Consider the following 18,609-nt stretch of genomic DNA (forward strand, 5'->3'; position numbering starts at 1 on the left):
TCACTCACCCTTTCTTAAGTGTTGCATAGCTCCAAGCACTGCCGCCGTTGCATCCTGGTTACTGGATGATACGTCTGCAGGTTTTTTAGCTACACCAGCTACATTAAAAATATCGTCTTCTATGACAAACCCAAAATTATCATATTTTAAGCCATCAATTTTGTTGGATACTGTACTGGGTTGCATACCAGTTGCTAAAATAACCAAATCAAATTCCTTTTTTATTTTAATCCCGCTAGCTGTATCTTCAACCTGGACAATTAGGTTCTTGCTAGGCGTTTCTTCAATCTTGGCAACCTTTCCCTTCGTAAATGTGACGTTCTTGTCAGTTTGCAATTTCTCTAAGAAATGTTCATACAAACCATACGCCCTGAGATCAATATAGAATATTGTTATGTTCGCATCAGCATATTGTTCCCTTATGTAGAAAGCATGCTTCATTGATGCTAGACAACATATCTGCGAACAGTATGGCAAGTAATTTTCATCTCTAGAGCCTGCACATTGAACTATTGCAATATTTTTTGGTTCTTTGTTATCAGATATCCTGATAATCTTTCCTTTTGTAGGACCATTAGGTGATGCAATTCTTTCAAACATGATATTTGTAATAACATTTTGATATTCCCCAAATCCGAGATGTGCCAGTTTTTTTGCGTCATAAGGATCCCATCCAGTAGATACAATAACAGATTTTGCATCAATTTGTATTTTTTCCTCCTTCATGGCTAGATCTATGGCATTGTATTGGCATGCACTTACGCATTTAGCACATTCCTTTCCAAGGCAATATTTGGGATCTATAACATATAGATCTGGAAAAGCTAGATCATGAGGAATATATATCGCTTTTGTGGTGTCCATTCCAAAATTAAAATCATTTTTTCTAGATACGGGACAGACCTCAACACATTTGCCACATGAAGTACATAAATCATTAACGAAACGCGGCAATATAGATATATCTACTGTATAATTATCATTAACGTTTACTACTTTTTTTACATTGGCATTCGTAATGTATTTAAGATTGTTCAGGTTTTTAAGCCTTTTAATAAGTATTTCAAAACCACAATAAGGTGGACATAATTTTGGGAAATATTTGTTGAGTTGCACTACTCTTCCACCTAAATATGGATTCTTTTCAAGTAATATCACGTTATACCCTGTTTCCGCAGCCTCTACTGCCGAGGTTATGCCGGAAATTCCACCACCGATTACTACAATATCTGTATTCAAGCTTTAACATCCCCTAAAATAAAAAAAAGATTAGAGAGTGTAATCTGCCACCTGTACATACGGCACTTTCTGTAGCTCCCAGTTTCCACTGACAGGGTCTTTTCTTCCAACACTGAAGCATTTCCAGTTTTTGTCGTCTAGATCTGGATAGTCAGTTCGGTAGTAATATCCAGGCCATCTGGTCTCTTTCCTGAACTTTAGATGCTGTACATGTGCCTCTGCAACAGTAACTCTGTGCCACATTTCCCAAGTTCTTAAAAGTTCATGCAAATTTCTAGCTGCTAGCTTGTTCATATCCTCTTTTAGAACTTGAATCTTGCTCAAAGCTATGTTTAAATAGGTTTCATTGATCCTGAACCATGTAGACGTTCCGCCTGCATATTCATCCATGATCTTCTGTAACCTCCACAGTGCCTGTTTTGGGAATAGGAAATTTGGGTTTATTTCTTCTGCAGTAGTAGCATTCTTGAACTGTTCATACGTAACCATAGGCTGGAATATCTTCTTCTTGAGCTCTGTGACGCTATTTTCATCGATACTTACACCATCTCCCTGTTCAACAACATATCTTACAGCTTCCTTACCTGCAATTCTTCCTTCCGTAAAAGAACCGCTTGAGAATTTGTGTGGAGAAGCACCTGCGTTATCACCTATGGCAAATAATCCCTTTATCGTGGTCATTCTATTGTACTGCAAGGGAAACAATGTTTTGTATTCATCAGGCATCAGATCCTGAGGACCGCAGACCCATAATCCTGCACAGCCCGAATGTGAACCCATCAAATAAGGCTCTGCTGCAGCGATTTCAGATGGCGTTTTGTCAGGCTCAGTATTCGTTGAAGCCCAAAGCATTGCCTGATCTACTGTCATATCCAAGAAATCTTCCCACGCCTCATCAAGCAATTTCTTAGTCTTTTTAGCGTCTCCTGTAGCTAACTTCTCGATTGCCCACTCTGTTCTCATCCATATTGGGCCTCTTCCATTTACCATCTCTTCAATCATCTGATGGTTTCTAAGTGGTGTTGGCGTTGGTGTTGCATCAGCGTATGGCTTATATTTTGCCATAGCTTCAACATTTTCAGTGTAATCTTTATCATATGTATTTGTTGCCTTGCTCTTGAACAGCAAGAACCATGCACCCACAGGACCATAACCATCCTTAAACCTTGTGGGTATAAATCTGTGCTCCATCTGTGTGGTATGTGCCCCTGCATTTATAGCCATTGCATATCCGCTTCCGGTGTTAAACACTGCATACCATATCCTTCCCATACCCTCAGCAGTGCTTTTAGGCCTGAATAACGAAGTGGCACCTCCAGTTGCTAATATAACTGTTTTAGCTTTAAATATGTAGAATATAGGATCTCTCACACTGAATCCAATAGCACCAGCTACTTTTTGTGGATCGTTTTTGTCCATTATCAGATGACTCAAAAATACCCTTTCATATATGTTCTGATCACCAAGCGCTTTTTTTGCAGCCTCTGCAACTATTGGCTTGTATGACTCTCCATTGATCATTATCTGCCATCTGCCCTCTCTTATATATTTTCCATTCTCATCTTTCCAGATTGGCAATCCCCATTTTTCAAAAAGATGTACGCTGTCATCAACATTTCTTGCGTAATCTGCTACTAGATCCTCTCTGGAGACCCCCATCATATCAAGATTAACGTATCTTACGAATTCTTCAAGCGTTATCGGTTTGTTATTTGTAAACTGTGACCTATCTGACAGACCTAAATAACAGTTTATGGCTGATAACCCATGAGCTACTGCCCCACTTCTTTCAATTGCAGCTTTTTCTACCAGTGTAACTTTTTTGCCCGCGGCCTTGGCCCAGTATGCTGCCTCATAAGCTGCTCCGCATCCGGACATACCACCGCCTATAATCAAAACATCAGTTTCAACTACTTCAGTTTTTATATCTTCTGGCTTGTAATTTTCTACTTTTCTATAAATTTCTACTGCCATATTTAATTCCTCCTATTTCATCTTCTTCTTTAATGTATATCTTGCTGGGTCTTTGCAATCTCTTCCACCTGCATAATCGAGCGACTTTAATTTTTCCAGAGTTGGTTCTTCAAAGCCTTCAAAAGGATTTATAGAGTCCCAAGCATTGGTCCTTATCGGGAATTTAAATCTGAAAATTTTTCCGTTTCTAAACTTTACCAGCCACAAAATAGAGTCAGTTCCTCTCTTAGGTGTCACGGAAGATCCTAGTGGCACAAAGTCAGAATATCCTCTTACTTCAATGGCATCCTGCGGGCAGGTTTTTACGCAGGAATAGCATTCCCAACACATATCAGGTTCCTGATTATATGCTTTCATCTTCGCTTTGTCCAAGATCATTAAATCATTCGGACAGATGTACTGACAAGCAGTCCTTGCTAGCGCCTTACAGCCATCACATTTATCTGGGTTTACATAAGTTGGCATATTATTCACCTCTTTTACTAAATACCTATATGTTTTCGTTATATTAAAATTTTTTTACGATTTTTGATATATAATAATAGAATATGTAAAAATATAAATTAATAAAACATATTTTTGCTATTAAATTAAAATTTTTTAAAATTTATGTAAAAATAAAAAATAAAAGATATTTGATTTTATTCTTTCATTTCATTCTCTTTTATTACTTCACACATGGGTGTGCCCTGGCACAGAAATTCTTCAACCACTTCTGGTCCCGTGGATCTTTTTCTTACGCATATATTGAATAGCTGGTCTTTAGCTTCTTTTGGCAACAATTCTATAGTTTTAGTGGTGGCACTATCAAACTTGGCATTAGGATACATTTTTAATAACCTGTCTTTCTGGGCCAATGTACACTTTATCAACAGTGATCTCATCCCTGCAAGTACATCCTTGGTTAAATCTGCCAATCCCGCAGCCTTTAACTTTTCAAATCTCTCTTCATTAATCCATATTGGTATTCCGTTGATTTCATCCATTTTATAACACCTCTTTAAGCCTTTCCAACTTTTATATGATCAAGAGTAAATATCGATTTGCGGTTGGCCAGATAATTATCGTTTACAAAAGGCGAACCGTATCCATATTTTTCTGAGCATTCCATAACTTTGTCAAATACTTCTGGCCTGAATACAAGTTTAGTGGGTTTTACTCCATCCATCAAAATACTTCTAATCATAGTGCCGCTGAAAGCTTGGCTCTGCTCTTTATGCGCACAAAGTGCTGAAGAAGTTACTTCTGAACACACTGGGCAATACCAGTTCTCCATCAAAAATAGTACCTTAATTCCTAATTTATCCTTGTATTTTTTAAGCAAATAATGTGCATCATAAGGGCCATAATAATTTCCAACTCCTGCATGGTCTCTGCCGAACATATGGTGAGTACAACCAATATTGGTTCTTAATGCTGAATGGAATAGCGCTTCTCTGGGTCCAGCATATCTCATATCCCACAGTGCAAATGTAACTGCATGAGTGTCTTCTCTAAAATATCCGGCAGTCCTCAGTATCTCATGTGTCAACAAAATAGCTTCATCAATATAATCTCCTTTTCGCTTCTCTCCTATAATGCAGTTTACAAGCACGCCAGTCTTTATTGTATCTACAGTTAGATCTTCATTTGCTGCAAACCATGCAAGCTTCATTAGCCATTCATGTCCTGTATGTGGTACATTTCTCGTCTGATGCGCTACTATATGTTCCCAACCTTTCTGCTTAAACAGCTCTCGATGTTGTAATGGCGTTTTCCAGAACGATGCATATGGTTCATTAAATTTGGGTTCGTTTACAAGAGTCACTTTACCGCCAATAAAATTATCTTTGTAATCCAAAGTTCTTTTCACGCCTGGATGTTTTATATCACTTGTTCCATAAACATTTTTAGCAAGATCTTTTTTATCATATTTATATATCTCATCTATATCAAAAATTGCCAGTGGTTCATTTTGATATGACAATACTACTGATTCTCCATCTTTTATATCGTATTTTTTTAGCTCTTCATCGGATAAGTCAAAGACAATAGGTATGCTCCACACCGCACCGTTAGTCAAAGTGTTTTCTTTGCTTACGCCATCTAGATCCTCATTGCCCATGAAACCCTGTAAAGGTGTGAAAAACCCATAAGAGAGGTTTATGCATTCATGTGCAATCTGTTCTCTGATTGGTATTTTCCTTAATCCTTGAACTTTATTTTCAGCCTTGTCTGATTTTAAGACATTTTCGACTATTCTTTTACCGCCATGACCGATATCATTCATATATATTCCTCCTACTTTACATAGATTCAAAATATATATATAAATTTATCGAATTTCGGTAATTTATTTTTATAAAGAGTTAAATTAGATAAATTATTGATTAAATTTATCTAAATTAGTTTTTTTATCTTGTAAATAGTTTAAAAAATTATATAGCAGGAACTCTGCCGATTGATCTAGTGTATATCATTGCTATACTCCTATAAATCAAATGTGCAAATTTTGAATATGGTGCGTAGACTATAAGCATGAAAATCAGTGTTAGATGAACAAGGTAAGTCCAGTAAGCAAAGACACTTCCATCAAGTCTGAGTATTTCCATTGTTACGCCGGTGATCGCGGTAAAAAATAATAGAAATATAAAGAGCCAGTCAAAATAGGTGTTTTCCTTGGGGACCTTGTTTGAAACATGATTGTATATTACTATTATTATACCGGTTAAAATTACCACTGCACCTATATTCCCTATAATGTTTGCAGGACCACCTATCAGTGAGTGCTGAACTCCTAGAAAATGTATCTCAAATGCAGCCGTTGCAGTAGCTACCAGTAAAAATATAAAGCCATAAAATGTAAATAAATGAGCATAATACCTTACATGATTAGTTTCACATTTTTTAAACCAAGAATGAGCAATGATATCTTTAAGTACCAAGATTAGAGAACTGAAAAAGCTCATCTTGTTTTTTTGCTCGGCAGTCAAGCTTCTCCAGAATCTCCATAAACTGAACAAAGCAATTAATGCTACGATCACTCCAATTGTTGTACCTATTACATCTATGTATATATATGGTATAAAGTTGGAGAAATAAATAGCTCCATCTGCCGGCATCTTCAATCCCAATCCATAGATTAATAGAGCTATAAAGAGAACTGGAAATAGTATAAAGAAAGGCAGATATTTTTTTTCACTAATCCCCTTTGCAACGAATCTCGGCCAGGAGTTCTCTTCTATTGCTATCTCTCGGACTGCATTCAAAACACTTCCAGGTTTAGCATTTCTTGGACAATCTTTAGAGCAATCAGCACAATTATGGCATAGCCAGATATCCGGATCTTTGAGAAGAGTATCTTTAAGCCCCCACTGTGCCCATATCATCTCTTTCCTTGGAAATGGATTATTATCAGGGCTCAAAGGACATACCACGGAGCATTCTGCGCATTGCATACATTTTTTTACATCTTTGCCGCCATGCTTAATTATTTCATCGATAAATTTTGTATCTACATCAATATATTCTGAGTTCATATACTCACCATATATTTTTCGTCATTTAATAGTTTTTTTTCATTTTTGATTTTGGTTATAGTTAATTTTTTATGATAAATGTAAATGCAAATAACTATAAATATCTTATTATGTCTTTTATATAATAAAAATTATCGATATTAGGTTTTAACATTCCATAAAAGCTCAAAATGATTTTTATTAGCCATTATTGATTCTTTTGCAAGTATGTTGATTCCAAATAGCTCTCCGTCCGGTTGTGTAAATGTTAGCAATAAATTTTTTTCATCAATTATCAGCATATATTCATAAAATGAATCTACAATCTTGTATTCGATTCCGGTATTATTCATAAAATCTATACAATTTTTAGAAAAATTACCAAGAACTCTAATCTTTATATCTTTATTTTCTGCAATCTTGCCTAGAGTTTTGATGCAATTTAGTGCTGCTAATGGCCTGTGACCTGCAATAAGGCATTCTCTTTCAGTGGATGCAATCATAGACGTAGCCTTGTTGTAAACATTATTCTTTCCTTTTATTGTCCATATTAATGAAATTTCATTTTTTATCTCTTTTTCGTCGATACTTTTCTCTATTTCCCTAGCAATCTTTTTTAAATGTTTTAGCTTAGTTTTAGCCTCTTCACAATAATGATCTATATAGTTTTTTAGGGCGATGCTAGGATAAATTACTCTAAATATCTGGGGTTTGGTAGCACTTTTTTCAATAAATCCTTTTTTCTCTAAATTTGACATAATTTCGTAGATTTTGGATTGAGGTATATTTCCAGACTTAGAAATGCTCCAAGCTGTACCTTCTTTAATCGTAAGTATAGTCTGATACGCTTTTGCTTCATACTCTGTCATACCAAACTCTTTCAAATTTTTTAACAATTCCATATGGTTCATTAGTATCAAAATAACTTAAATAGGGATTACATATATATCTTTTTTTTAAAATAAGAAAATATAATTTATTTATGTATCTAAAAATTTAATTTTTAAACTAAATAAGATATATTTTAAAATAAAATAACAAAAATTGTCATAAAAAAACAAAATGTTTTTATTACTGTTTTATATTACTACTATTAGTAGTAAAAATGAGGTGAGAGAATGGCTGAAAATTATGTAATTGTGAAAAATCCGGATGGATCCGAGAAAAAAATAGCCATTGATGAAGATGGTTTTATAAAGGATCCTGCTGATTGGTGTGAAGCTTTTGCTTTAGCAGTAGCTAAAGAAGAAGGAATCGAAAAGGTGACCGATGAACATTTAAAAGTGATAAACTATCTAAGGAGCTATTTTTTACAGTTTGATAGTTGCCCACCTATAAAGATGCTTTTAAAGAACACTGGTTTAGATATTAAAACTTTGTATATTTTATTTCCTACCGGCCCAGCAAAAGGTGCCTGCAGGTTAGCTGGTGCTCCTAAACCTACGGGGTGCGTATAAATATGATATATGTAGCATGTCCAGTCTGTGGATTTACAATAGATTCATTTTCTGAAGAAGATCTGAAAAGTCCAGTCCGAGAAAAGAGACTTAGATATCTGATGACTAGAGATCAAGTTTGTCCGAATTGTTTGACTACTGTAGGAAAATGTCAGAGAGTGGAAGCCAAAGAAGAAGAGATCCCCATATTTAAAGTAAATGTGGAAGAGAGTGAGAAAGAAAAAATTATAGATTTTGCTAAAGAACATGGCTATTCGGTCGTAACAGAATTTACGATTAAACAATATAAGGGGGATGTGTAAATATGGTTGAAGAACCAAAAGAGGTTGTAGAAGGTAAGAAAATTTTAAAATCGCTTGAAGAGGGTCCTTGGCCCAGTTATGTTAAAGAAACATTAAAAACAAAATATCCAATGGCATTATATGGTGCATCACTATATTTGAAACGTGATTTATGGACTACTGGCGGGTATGTATCCGTACCCGGCGTGCCCACTGGAATTCTTATGAGAGTTACCAGCAGACTTGATATTGGTGAAAATGCAAATGTAGTGCGTATTTACATTCCGTCTGGAAACTTTGTTACAACAAAGATGTTAAACAGCGTTGCAGATTTTGCAGATAAATATGGTGTAAGTATGGTCCATGCACTTACCACCAGCTCGGATCTTGAGATTCCAGGTATTCCAAAAGAAAAAATTAAAGATTTCGCAACAGAGTTCAGAGCATCTGGCATGGAAGTAGGTTCAACAGGAGATGCATTTAGAAATACAACATGCTGTGTTGGGCCCGCACTGTGTGAATATGCAAACTTCGATACGTTAAAGATGAGAGATGATTTCTACGATAAATTTAATGATTATGCAAAGTATCCAACATTTCCACATAAGATGAAGCTCAAGATTTCCGGTTGTCCTAACGACTGTGTCAGAGCTTCGCAAAAAGGAGATATTGCAGTGATAGGTTCATGGGAAGGTGCTCCTGATATCAACGAAGAAGAGCTCAATAAAGCAATGTCTAAAGATCCAAAATTGCAGCATGATCTCATTGCAGTATGCCCTACAAAAGCTATAAAGTTGGAAGGTAACAAAATAAAAATCAAAGCAGAAGACTGTATACAATGTATGGAATGTGTTCGAAAGATCCCTGGAGCAATATTACCTGGAAAAGATAAAAAATACAAGATTTTCGTAGGTGGAAAACTGAGAGGTAAGATTGGTCCTTTTACTGCAAAAGCTCTATTGGATGTTAAAACAGAGGATGAAGTGTTCGATTACATAGAGAAGATCGTTACAGTTTACACTGAAAATGCGGCAAAAAAAGAGAGATTAGGAGATCTGATTTCGAGAATTGGCATGAGAAAGTTTATAAAGTTATTGAAAGAAAAGGTAGATCCTAAGCAAGTGAAGGATCTAAGAACCAATGTTTTTTACAGTGTCACAGATGAGGACCGTGAAAAGATAAAAAAAGATTTACAATCAGAATTTGGAGGTGAATAAAATGGGAGTGATAGAAGGACCGCCAAGACCTTATACAAATTATATACCAGATTATATTGCTAAAAATGTTGGTAAATGGCACACCCACAATATTTTAGAACCTGGAATCATAGAGCATGTTAGCAAATCCGGAGATAAAATATATACAATAAGGGTAGCATCTACCACCAATTGCAGATATAGCACTGAGACTATCAGAAAATTCACGGCTATAGCCGATAAATATTCTAAAGGAGTAATGAGATTCACAAATGCATTCAATATTGAGTTTCTTACAGACAACAAAGAAAATGCATATAAGATAAGAGAGGAAATGTCAAAGATAGGTTTTCCAACTGGTGGCTGGGGGAATAGGTTATGGAATGTTACTAGCTGTGCCGGCTATTTTCATTGCGCTTTAGCTGCTACAGATGCTCCTTCTATAGCCAAATCTATAGCAGATGATATTTATAAATACTTTAATCAAGAAGAGTTACCAGCTAAGCTTACTGTCTCATCTTCTGGCTGTCCTAGTAGCTGTGGAGGATCTTTCCTTGCAGACATAAGCATTATAGGGATACATACTGAGATTCCTATAATTACAGATGCTGTAAAAGCATGCGATTTACTGGGGGTTACTATGATTTGCCCAGTAGGAGCTATTGCGCTCAAGACTAATCCTTCTGGAGAGAAGACCATAGAGATTCGAGAATCCTTGTGCATAGGCTGTGGTTTGTGTGTAGGTGCTTGTGGTGGGATAATATTCAAGACTCCTGAGAAAACTGATGGTCATGCAATCGTTATAGGGGGTAAAGCCTCTTCAACTAACGGTGGCACAAATTTTGGAAGAATAGTAGTACCATACTTACCTAATGATCCTCCAAGATATGAGCTAACTGTAAAAATAGTAAGACGCATAATAGATACATGGAAAAATGATGCTAAAAAAGGAGAACGCATCATTACTTGGGTACATAGGATAGGATGGAACAAATTCTTTGAAAAGACAAAGATCCCGTACTTTGAACAGAGCATGGAAGACCTGGATCTGAGAGCACTTACCACGTTAAGAGATGGTGCAAACAGGCAGTAGATCCAGGTGAGTGTCTTGAATAGCTATGATTATTTTTTTATTTATCTTTTCTATTTTTCTTTTGTAATATTTATCATAGGCAGCATTTATGTCTTAGTAAAATGGATATTTACCAAGAAAGGTAAAGATGGTTCATATCTTGGGCTTCCCTATTTGTTTACCTACCCCGGGCAAAACACTGCATGGAGTGCATTAAAAAATATACTTGGCAGAATATTTCTCTTTTCAAGCATAAAATATGATCGAAAAACAAGATATGTAGCAGCCCTATTTCACTGGAGCCTTTGGATTATTATTGCCGCTCATTTTGATATGTTTGTTGAAAAATATATAGTGGCATTAGGCATTCCTGCCAGTGAGATAGAAACCCTTGCATTTTATGCCGGCAACTTTTTCGGCATACTATTAATTATAACGGGGTTGTATCTATTTTACAGGCGCTTATCAAATCCATACTTACGAGATCTGAGTACTGCTGGAGACTATTTTGCATTATTGCTGATAGTCGCCTTTGGATTTTCCGGTGTTATAATGAGATTCTTAGTTTCAGACACTTTTGCATATGATAAAGTTGGACCGTTTATAGCAGGCTTGTTTACTGGTTCATTTGCGCCAATGCCAATGGTTCCAATATTTATAATTCATTTCCTGTTAGCGTGTACGATACTGATATATTACCCACTTGGTAAATTCATGCACATGTACTCATTCTTCACAAACCCTACACTTTATACAATATTCCATCCTGGTGAGGCAAATGAAAAAAAACTTTGAGATTTATAAACAGAGAGCAATAATGCTAGAAAGTCCTAGTGGCAAAGCTGAAGAGTGGTTAAGCAAGCAAGATAAGCTTGAAACAACGGGCAATTACAGAGAAAGGTATGCAAACGATGAAGAACTTTCAAAGATATTTTCAAAAAAACAGGGAGATGAAACATACTTTATAAATGAGCTTAAAAACTTTAAAAAGAACAGCAAGGCATTTGTTGGTTTTATGGAAAGCTGTACTCATTGCGGTGTATGCATTGATAAATGTCCAATGTTCATTGCCACAGGAGATAAAAACAATTCGCCAGTAGGCAGAGCTGAAATTATAAGGAAATTATATAAGAAATTAGATCGAGTGAGACCAGAACTTGAGGTTGATCTTAAAAAAATATATACCTACTACTATCAATGCACAGAATGCAGAAGATGTAGTACATTTTGTCCGCAGGGTATAGATCAATCTGAGATCACGAGAACCGTAAGAGACATATTGACAGGTATGGGAATTCAGCCAGAATATGTGGTAAATACCCTTGCACAGATGTATCGTGTGGGTAATAACATGGGTTTAAATACGAAAGCGATAACGAACGCGGTTCATTTTATGGAAGATGAACTTAAAGAGAATACTGGCAAGGATATTCCAATAATGCTCGATAAGCCGAAAGCGGAGATATTGTTCTTACCATCCTCAACAGATGTTACTGTAAACCTTGATACAGGGGAAGGATATATAAAATTCTTGTACAACCAGAAAATAGATTATACAATATCATCAAAAATAACAGAGATCGCGAATTTTGGATTGTTTTCATCAGAACGGTATCTGAGAGAGATGGCAGACATAATAGTGAAAGAGGCAGTAGCTAAAAACGTGAAAGCGGTGGTCTGGGGCGAATGTGGACATGGCTGGAGAGCTGGAAACAGCTATACAAGATTCGAGCTTGCAAAGCATGGCATACAAACATATCATATACACCAGCTTGTAGCAAAAGCCATTTCTAGAGGTCAGATAAAGCTGGACAAGAACAAGAACGATGATCTTTACAATTACCATGATCCTTGCAACTACGCTCGAGGCGGTAATCTCGTAAATGAGCCCCGAGATATTTTAAAAGCGGTAGTGAGAGAGACTGTAGAATCAAAATACAACAAAGCGGAAACATTGTGTTGTGGTGCAGGTGCAGGGCTACTTGCTGATGAACGAGACTGGAACGATTTTCGTGCATGGGCTGGCTGGCCATCTGTATATTACGCATGGAAAACCGGCGCTCATTATATGATATCTCCTTGTGCAATAGATAAAGCACAGTATCCTTTTGTCATTAATTACCACAAAGTAAACAAAGACATACAGATGAAGGGACTGATGGATCTTTTTGGCTATGCGATAGAACTTTAGGAGATTATGAAAATGGCTAAGATAATAGTTGTCGGTGCAGGAGTTGGCGGTGTTTTGATGGCAAATTATCTAAAAGATGAGCTATTGATCTTTGATGAATCCACAAAACATGTCCATCAACCGTCCTGGATGTATGCAGGAATATATGGAAAGAAAGAGAACACAAGGGCAATTTCAGATTTATTACCAAAAAACGCAACCTATAAAAATGAGAAAATCATAAAAATCGATCTTGCCAACAGAATCGTTTACAGCAAAAATGCGCAGTATCAGTACGATAAATTAATAGTAGCTTCAGGATCTAAGCCCAGCCCTGAAAAAGTTACTGGATTAGACACGCTGTCACAAAAATATGGAGATATATTCACAAGTGAACAACAAGCTCTGAAATTCTGGCAGAATCTGAATAGTTTTAATGGAGGAAAACTGGTAGTTGGAGTATCATACCCAATATACAAGTTCCCGCCGATCGCTCTGGAGGCTGTATTTTTAATTGAAGAGTATCTTCGAAAAAGAAAGATCAGGGACAAAACCAAGATCTTTTTTTTCTCTCCTTTCACAGGTGCCTATCCAGCAAAGCCCATGGACGACGTGATACAGCCTATCCTTCATGAAAAAGGCATCGAATTGCTTGCTCCATTTGATCTTGATACAGTAGACATGGAAAAGAGAATACTTAATTCTTTAGAAGGAGACTCGCTTAATTTTGATTTACCTCTGATTGTCCCTCCTTTCACCGGCACGGACGCAATGCCTGAAAATCTGGTAACTGAGGATGGATATATATCAACAGACAAGCAGAAATTAAATATTAAGGGATTTGAAGATGCTTTTGCCATTGGCGATGTGGCTTCAATACCCTCTGCAAAATCTGGAGCAACCACGCATCTGGAGGCTAAGGTACTGGCAAAAAGATTAAGTGGAATTGATGCAAAGTATGATGGGAGGACAAACTGTCCGTTCGAGGTGGGTGATAGAAAGGCAACGTTTGTGATTGGAAACTATACCACCGAGACCGCAAAAATAGTTCCTAAAAGATCATACTATTACATGAAAAAATTTTCTGGCAGCATTTACTGGAGCACTATTAAAGGAAAATATGATTGGCTTTATGACTGGTATTTCAATTACATGAATCCAAAAAAGATGCTTGAAAAATACGGTTAAAATTCTAAAACACTCCATTTTTTTATGCTTTTATTGTAAAATACGTATGATAAAATAAGCAGTACAGCCAGTATAATAAGTAAATAAAATAAGAATTTTATGTTTATCAGGCTCATGTTTCCAAGTATTGCCAGTATTATGGACCCTGTTATAGAGAATGTCATAAACTTACCGAATACTGACGGATCGAACAATAATGATCCGGTTTTCAATCCTGTAAAATATATTGTTACAGTCAGCAGATAAAATGAATTTATAAAGAATATCAGCAGCACTACTATCAAAAGAGCCAGTTCATTGAAATAAAGTGTAATGAAAAGTATTACGGGCACAGACACTATTGAGCTCAGGATTATGTATGATATTATGTGCGTATTGATCAATTTATCCTGGGTAACAGGTAGGTAATTATAGTAGGTAGTATCGTCAAGAGACACCAGCCATGAATAAATTACAACTGAAAAAAGAGAAATTGTCACGGCAAAAAAAAGTGCTGAAAATCCAACAAAGTGTATAATGTACAGATTCAAAAATGTGATCAACAAGGATATGAAAAGCACTGGCAGATAATATGAGAACAGTAACTTTAAAAAAAGGTCTCCGCGAAGCATGTCTATAAATTCTTTGCTCATTAATACCGCATATTTCCTGAATATTTTAAACTGAAACCTTTCAAAAGCATGTCTGTACCTGTGCATCTTCATCTCGAATTCTCGAGGCGTGATGCTATATCCACTAAAAGTAAATATCAATATATAGATGATTGTAAATATAAGCGAAACACTCATATTATAACTGTAAAAATAAGCTGGTACAAGCAATGATAATAAAACATTATAGCGCAAAGACACAAGTACCAAGATCGTGATAACAATGCTTACAACATAGAAAACTTTCCTATTTTTTGAAAATAGTATCGAAAGTAAGAACGAGAGTGCCATCCCCTCTAAAAAAGAGAGAAACAAAAACAAGGAAATAGAAGATAATGTAAAAAGTGATGTTTTTATGAATATTGATCCTGCAAACAACCCTAAAATCAAAGGGATAAAATTAAAGAAAGAATAGTAAATGAAATCTCGAATATAGCTTAATAAAAATGTAGATTTATAGCTAATAGGTAGAGTTTCTGGCGTGCTTACCAGATAAAATTCTTTGTTTCTGATCTGCCAGTACTGATTGCCAATGAATCCGAAAGACCCTACTCCTACACCAAACAAAAATACAGAAATTAAAGATGCCTGAAACAAAAAATTGTAACCAATTAATTTTATTATGAAATCTTTAAATAGAATCACCATAAAACCAGCAGCAAAAAAATAGATCGTAGTCAGAAAAATAGCACTTTTTTTCATAGTGTATGAAAACCTGCGGAACTCTTCTTTCAGAAAATACTGGATCATTTGTTTATTACCTCTAAAAATAAGGTTTCCAGATCACCATTATTTTTGCTAATTTTCTTTATTTCTCCATTGTAAATAATTGCTACACGATCGCAAATTTTAGATGCAATTTCTAATATATGCGTTGCTATAAATATAGTCCTGTTCTCTTTATAACTATTTAAGAATTCTATGAATTTTCGCTGCTGAATAGGATCCAGGCCCATCATTGGCTCATCCAGAAACAGTAATTCTGGTTCATGAATAAGCGCAGATGCTATCATTACTCTCTGCGTAATACCACGTGACAGCTCTCTGCACAAATTATTTTCATGAGATTCCAGGTCAAATTGCTGTATTAAGTCCCTTATTCGCCCATTGTTTTGATTTTTTCTGAGCTTGCTCACAAACTCAAGATACTCAATCACCGTTAAGTAAGATGGAACGCTCTCTCTTTCTGGCACAATTCCAATTTTCTCTCTGACCTTGACAGGATCTTTGATCGGATCAATTCCCATTACTGAAACAGTACCCGTAGCTTTAGTCTGACCTGTAAGCACTTTTATGAGCGTACTTTTTCCAGCCCCGTTAGGACCAATAATGCAAAATATGCCTTTATCGACTTCTATATCCACATTTTTCAATGCCTGAAATGTACCATAATACTTGTTTATGTTTTTAGCATTAATTATGCTCATAATCTTACCTTTAACCCTGACTTTTCTCTTGTATACTCACCAAGTTCTGTCATATTTCTTAGCTGTTGATCTTCAAATACCGGCCCGTCTACACATACTCTATAACCATTGATTGTACAGGAATCACATATTCCAACCCCACATTTCATATATCTTTCAAGGCTTGCAGAAATTTTAAGATCTGTCAAATTCAAGATCGCCCGCACCATCATTTCCGGGCCACATGTATAAATTCTGCTGTATTTGCTATTTTTTAGTAAGCGCGGTAAGAGATCTGTCAAAAGCCCTTTTTCTCCAGCAGAACCATCTTCTGTAGTAATGTAGATGTTTTGTGCGAATCCTTTTAACCTCTCAATAAAATAAAGATCTTTTTTAGACTTGGCTCCTATCAAAAGATCAAAATTTTCAACCGTCTCCAGAAAAGGTGCAAGTGATGATATTCCTGTACCTCCAGCAATTGCCAAAGCGTATCCATCCTCTTTTTTGTAGCCTCTGCCGTAAGGGCCTCTTACCCATATCTTGGATCCTTCAGTAAGTTTTGATAACGCTTCTGTGCCTTTGCCAACTACTTTAAAAGTTATGCCTTTCAAATCGCCGACATAGGAAAGACTCATAGGCATCTCCCTTATGCTAGGTATCCATACCATCAAAAACTGTCCTGGATAAACTGTATTTTCAAGTTTGAAACGAATCGTCTTTATGTTAAAAGTTTCATTTTTTGTTTCTTCTATTTTTGTAACCGCATACATCTTTATTACCTCAGTGCCAGTCCTATGATTTCGTCAATTTTATCATATTTTTCAGATTTTAAATATTCTATTATCTCATTATTGATCATCCTGAAGACATCATAACCATAATAGTATAGAGCAGTGCCTATTTGAACTGCAGAAGCACCAGCCAATAGATACTCTATTGCATCTTTTCCATTCATTATTCCGCCTACACCCATAATTGGTATTTTCATAGCTGACGCAACATCATAGACTGCGCGCACGCCAATCGGTTTTATTCCTGGACCAGAATATCCCCCGATTTTATAAGAAAGTACCGGCTTTTTTGCATAAATATCAATGGCTATGCCCTTTACAGTGTTTATGAGCACCAAACCATCTGCCTTATCAGCACTTTTAGCGATCTCTACTATATCTTTTACATTCGGAGTGAGCTTTACAAATACTGGTATATTAACTGCTTTTTTAACGTCACGTAATACTTCTTCAACGAGATTGGGATCTGTTCCAATTTCAGAACCGTATTTTTTGGCATGGGGGCATGAAACATTTAGCTCGAGTGCATCAACACCATAGGATTCCATCTTTTTAGCTACTTTTGAAAACTCTTCCACTGTACCAAAAATGCTGCCAATAACTGGTGCATTTCCAGATTTAGCAATCTCTATCTCATTCTTGAAATTATCAATTCCAGGGTTAGGAAGCCCCATGGCATTTAATAATCCCTGGCTCATCTCTACTATATTAGGAGTATCATATCCATCCCTCTTGTCTAATCCTAAAGACTTTGTCACTATTCCTCCAGCTCCATTTTTGATAGCTCTTAACATAGACTCCCCAGTTTCATCAAGTATGCCAGATGCTAAAATCACCGGGTTTGAAAAGTATATATTTGCTATTTTTGTACTGATATTTACCATTATGAAAACATAAAACAATAAATACATATAAAGTTAACTTTAAGAGCTCTTTTTTCTGACAATGCAGATTTAAAAATATTCAAGTCAAACCGTGAATTTTGACAAAAATAAAAAAATTAATTTCTCTTTACTGCAAGCAAATATGCAGCTACAAAAGTAAGATCATCCAAACTAAAGCAGCAATAATCAATGAAATGCTGGTAATACCGTAAGCCTGTGCATTTATCTACTTTGTGACAAAAGATCCAAAACGGTTTGTAAGTATAGCCTGGATCTGTCAGGGATTATAAGGCCTTTAAGCACATCTCCAGGGAGTATGATATAAGAAAATGCATAATCATATCTGATCGTGGTCTGGCATCATATGATATGCCTGAGAGAAAGGGCATATACATGATTGTTGCAATAAAGAGAAACTTCAAGATTATCGACTATTCCATGAAACTTAACAGATCATTCATATACCGTGACTGTGGTATAAATTCTGTAAAGAATGAAATAAACGGGAAATATCTGTATATATACGAGGACACTTCAATGATTGCAGAGAAGAGACTAATATCATAAAAAAGATAGAAAATGGTGATCTTAAACAGATCGATTTAGAAGAAGAGAGATCCGTGTTGGGGAAGTTTTCAATACTTTCTAACATGGATGCTGATCCAAAGATTGTGTATGAGATGTACAACAATAGAGGAGAGATGGAACAGGCATTTGACGCCATGAAAGAACGAACTTGAAAACGATAAGGCTTATATGCATACAGAGAGGTGGTATGGGATACTTTTTCGTATCATTCATCTC

19 protein-coding genes are annotated in these 18,609 nt (G+C 36.0%); 8 read left to right on the forward strand and 11 right to left on the reverse strand.

Translation table 11 applies throughout. The features are described 5' to 3' along the window. The 7 genes from QXQ25_02370 to QXQ25_02400 all read right to left on the reverse strand — a co-directional run bounded on the left by QXQ25_02370 (position 1) and on the right by QXQ25_02400 (position 7,621). Positions 1-1,239, reverse strand: coding sequence for a CoB--CoM heterodisulfide reductase iron-sulfur subunit A family protein (locus tag QXQ25_02370; protein ID MEM0160551.1), 1,239 nt, complete (start codon positions 1,237-1,239; stop codon positions 1-3). Positions 1,240-1,269: 30 nt separating this feature from the next. Continuing rightward, positions 1,270-3,213, reverse strand: a complete 1,944-nt coding sequence (aprA, locus tag QXQ25_02375) for an adenylyl-sulfate reductase subunit alpha (GenBank protein MEM0160552.1) — start codon at positions 3,211-3,213, stop codon at positions 1,270-1,272. Between the two features lie 12 nt (positions 3,214-3,225). Further along, positions 3,226-3,678 carry an adenylyl-sulfate reductase subunit beta gene (aprB, locus tag QXQ25_02380; GenBank protein MEM0160553.1) on the reverse strand — a complete coding sequence of 151 codons (453 nt, stop codon included), beginning with the start codon at positions 3,676-3,678 and terminating at the stop codon, positions 3,226-3,228. 176 nt (positions 3,679-3,854) lie between these two features. Beyond that, entirely contained in the window at positions 3,855-4,199 is a 345-nt protein-coding gene (locus QXQ25_02385; GenBank protein ID MEM0160554.1) for a hypothetical protein, read from the reverse strand. A 14-nt stretch (positions 4,200-4,213) separates the two neighbouring features. Next, positions 4,214-5,482 carry a sulfate adenylyltransferase gene (gene sat, locus QXQ25_02390; protein MEM0160555.1) on the reverse strand — a complete coding sequence of 423 codons (1,269 nt, stop codon included), beginning with the start codon at positions 5,480-5,482 and terminating at the stop codon, positions 4,214-4,216. 148 nt (positions 5,483-5,630) lie between these two features. Then, entirely contained in the window at positions 5,631-6,731 is a 1,101-nt protein-coding gene (gene qmoC / locus QXQ25_02395; GenBank protein MEM0160556.1) for a quinone-interacting membrane-bound oxidoreductase complex subunit QmoC, read from the reverse strand. A 140-nt stretch (positions 6,732-6,871) separates the two neighbouring features. Further along, positions 6,872-7,621: a helix-turn-helix domain-containing protein gene (locus QXQ25_02400; GenBank protein MEM0160557.1), complete on the reverse strand. Its 750-nt coding sequence runs from the start codon at positions 7,619-7,621 to the stop codon at positions 6,872-6,874. Between the two features lie 207 nt (positions 7,622-7,828). Here QXQ25_02400 and QXQ25_02405 point away from each other — a divergent pair, with 207 nt between their 5' ends. From QXQ25_02405 to QXQ25_02435, 7 genes are read left to right on the forward strand one after another with little or no spacing between them, the layout of a single operon-like run. After that, positions 7,829-8,167: a TusE/DsrC/DsvC family sulfur relay protein gene (locus QXQ25_02405; protein MEM0160558.1), complete on the forward strand. Its 339-nt coding sequence runs from the start codon at positions 7,829-7,831 to the stop codon at positions 8,165-8,167. 2 nt (positions 8,168-8,169) lie between these two features. After that, a complete protein-coding gene (locus tag QXQ25_02410) occupies positions 8,170-8,469 on the forward strand; it encodes a hypothetical protein (protein MEM0160559.1) in 300 nt (99 codons plus the stop codon). Between the two features lie 2 nt (positions 8,470-8,471). Then, the gene (locus tag QXQ25_02415; protein MEM0160560.1) at positions 8,472-9,665 is read left to right on the forward strand and encodes a hypothetical protein; all 1,194 of its coding nucleotides are present in this window, start codon (positions 8,472-8,474) and stop codon (positions 9,663-9,665) included. A 1-nt stretch (position 9,666) separates the two neighbouring features. Continuing rightward, positions 9,667-10,737, forward strand: a complete 1,071-nt coding sequence (dsrB, locus tag QXQ25_02420; protein MEM0160561.1) for a dissimilatory-type sulfite reductase subunit beta — start codon at positions 9,667-9,669, stop codon at positions 10,735-10,737. A 15-nt stretch (positions 10,738-10,752) separates the two neighbouring features. Then, the gene (locus tag QXQ25_02425) at positions 10,753-11,511 is read left to right on the forward strand and encodes a respiratory nitrate reductase subunit gamma (GenBank protein ID MEM0160562.1); all 759 of its coding nucleotides are present in this window, start codon (positions 10,753-10,755) and stop codon (positions 11,509-11,511) included. Continuing rightward, positions 11,495-12,907, forward strand: a complete 1,413-nt coding sequence (locus tag QXQ25_02430) for a 4Fe-4S dicluster domain-containing protein (GenBank protein ID MEM0160563.1) — start codon at positions 11,495-11,497, stop codon at positions 12,905-12,907. The genes QXQ25_02425 and QXQ25_02430 overlap by 17 nt, the downstream gene beginning before the upstream one ends. A gap of 12 nt (positions 12,908-12,919) precedes the next feature. Continuing rightward, positions 12,920-14,074: an FAD/NAD(P)-binding oxidoreductase gene (locus QXQ25_02435; protein ID MEM0160564.1), complete on the forward strand. Its 1,155-nt coding sequence runs from the start codon at positions 12,920-12,922 to the stop codon at positions 14,072-14,074. Here the strand turns inward: QXQ25_02435 and QXQ25_02440 are convergent. Genes QXQ25_02440 through QXQ25_02455 form a run of 4 tightly spaced genes read right to left on the reverse strand, consistent with a single transcriptional unit; the run spans position 14,071 to position 17,805 of the window. Further along, complete coding sequence (locus tag QXQ25_02440; GenBank protein MEM0160565.1) at positions 14,071-15,474, reverse strand: hypothetical protein; 1,404 nt, start codon at positions 15,472-15,474, stop codon at positions 14,071-14,073. The two genes, QXQ25_02435 and QXQ25_02440, sit on opposite strands and share 4 nt — an antisense overlap. Next, the gene (locus QXQ25_02445; GenBank protein MEM0160566.1) at positions 15,471-16,151 is read right to left on the reverse strand and encodes an ABC transporter ATP-binding protein; all 681 of its coding nucleotides are present in this window, start codon (positions 16,149-16,151) and stop codon (positions 15,471-15,473) included. The genes QXQ25_02440 and QXQ25_02445 overlap by 4 nt, the downstream gene beginning before the upstream one ends. Beyond that, entirely contained in the window at positions 16,148-16,900 is a 753-nt protein-coding gene (locus QXQ25_02450) for a dihydroorotate dehydrogenase electron transfer subunit (GenBank protein MEM0160567.1), read from the reverse strand. The genes QXQ25_02445 and QXQ25_02450 overlap by 4 nt, the downstream gene beginning before the upstream one ends. Before the next feature lie 5 nt (positions 16,901-16,905). Further along, the gene (locus QXQ25_02455) at positions 16,906-17,805 is read right to left on the reverse strand and encodes a dihydroorotate dehydrogenase (protein MEM0160568.1); all 900 of its coding nucleotides are present in this window, start codon (positions 17,803-17,805) and stop codon (positions 16,906-16,908) included. 369 nt (positions 17,806-18,174) lie between these two features. Between QXQ25_02455 and QXQ25_02460 the strand changes: the two genes are divergently transcribed. Next, positions 18,175-18,372: a hypothetical protein gene (locus tag QXQ25_02460; protein ID MEM0160569.1), complete on the forward strand. Its 198-nt coding sequence runs from the start codon at positions 18,175-18,177 to the stop codon at positions 18,370-18,372. The last annotated feature ends 237 nt before the right edge of the window (positions 18,373-18,609 follow it).

The sequence above is a fragment of the Thermoplasmata archaeon genome, from assembly GCA_038729465.1.
Classification (GTDB): Archaea; Thermoplasmatota; Thermoplasmata; order Thermoplasmatales; family ARK-15; genus JAVRLB01.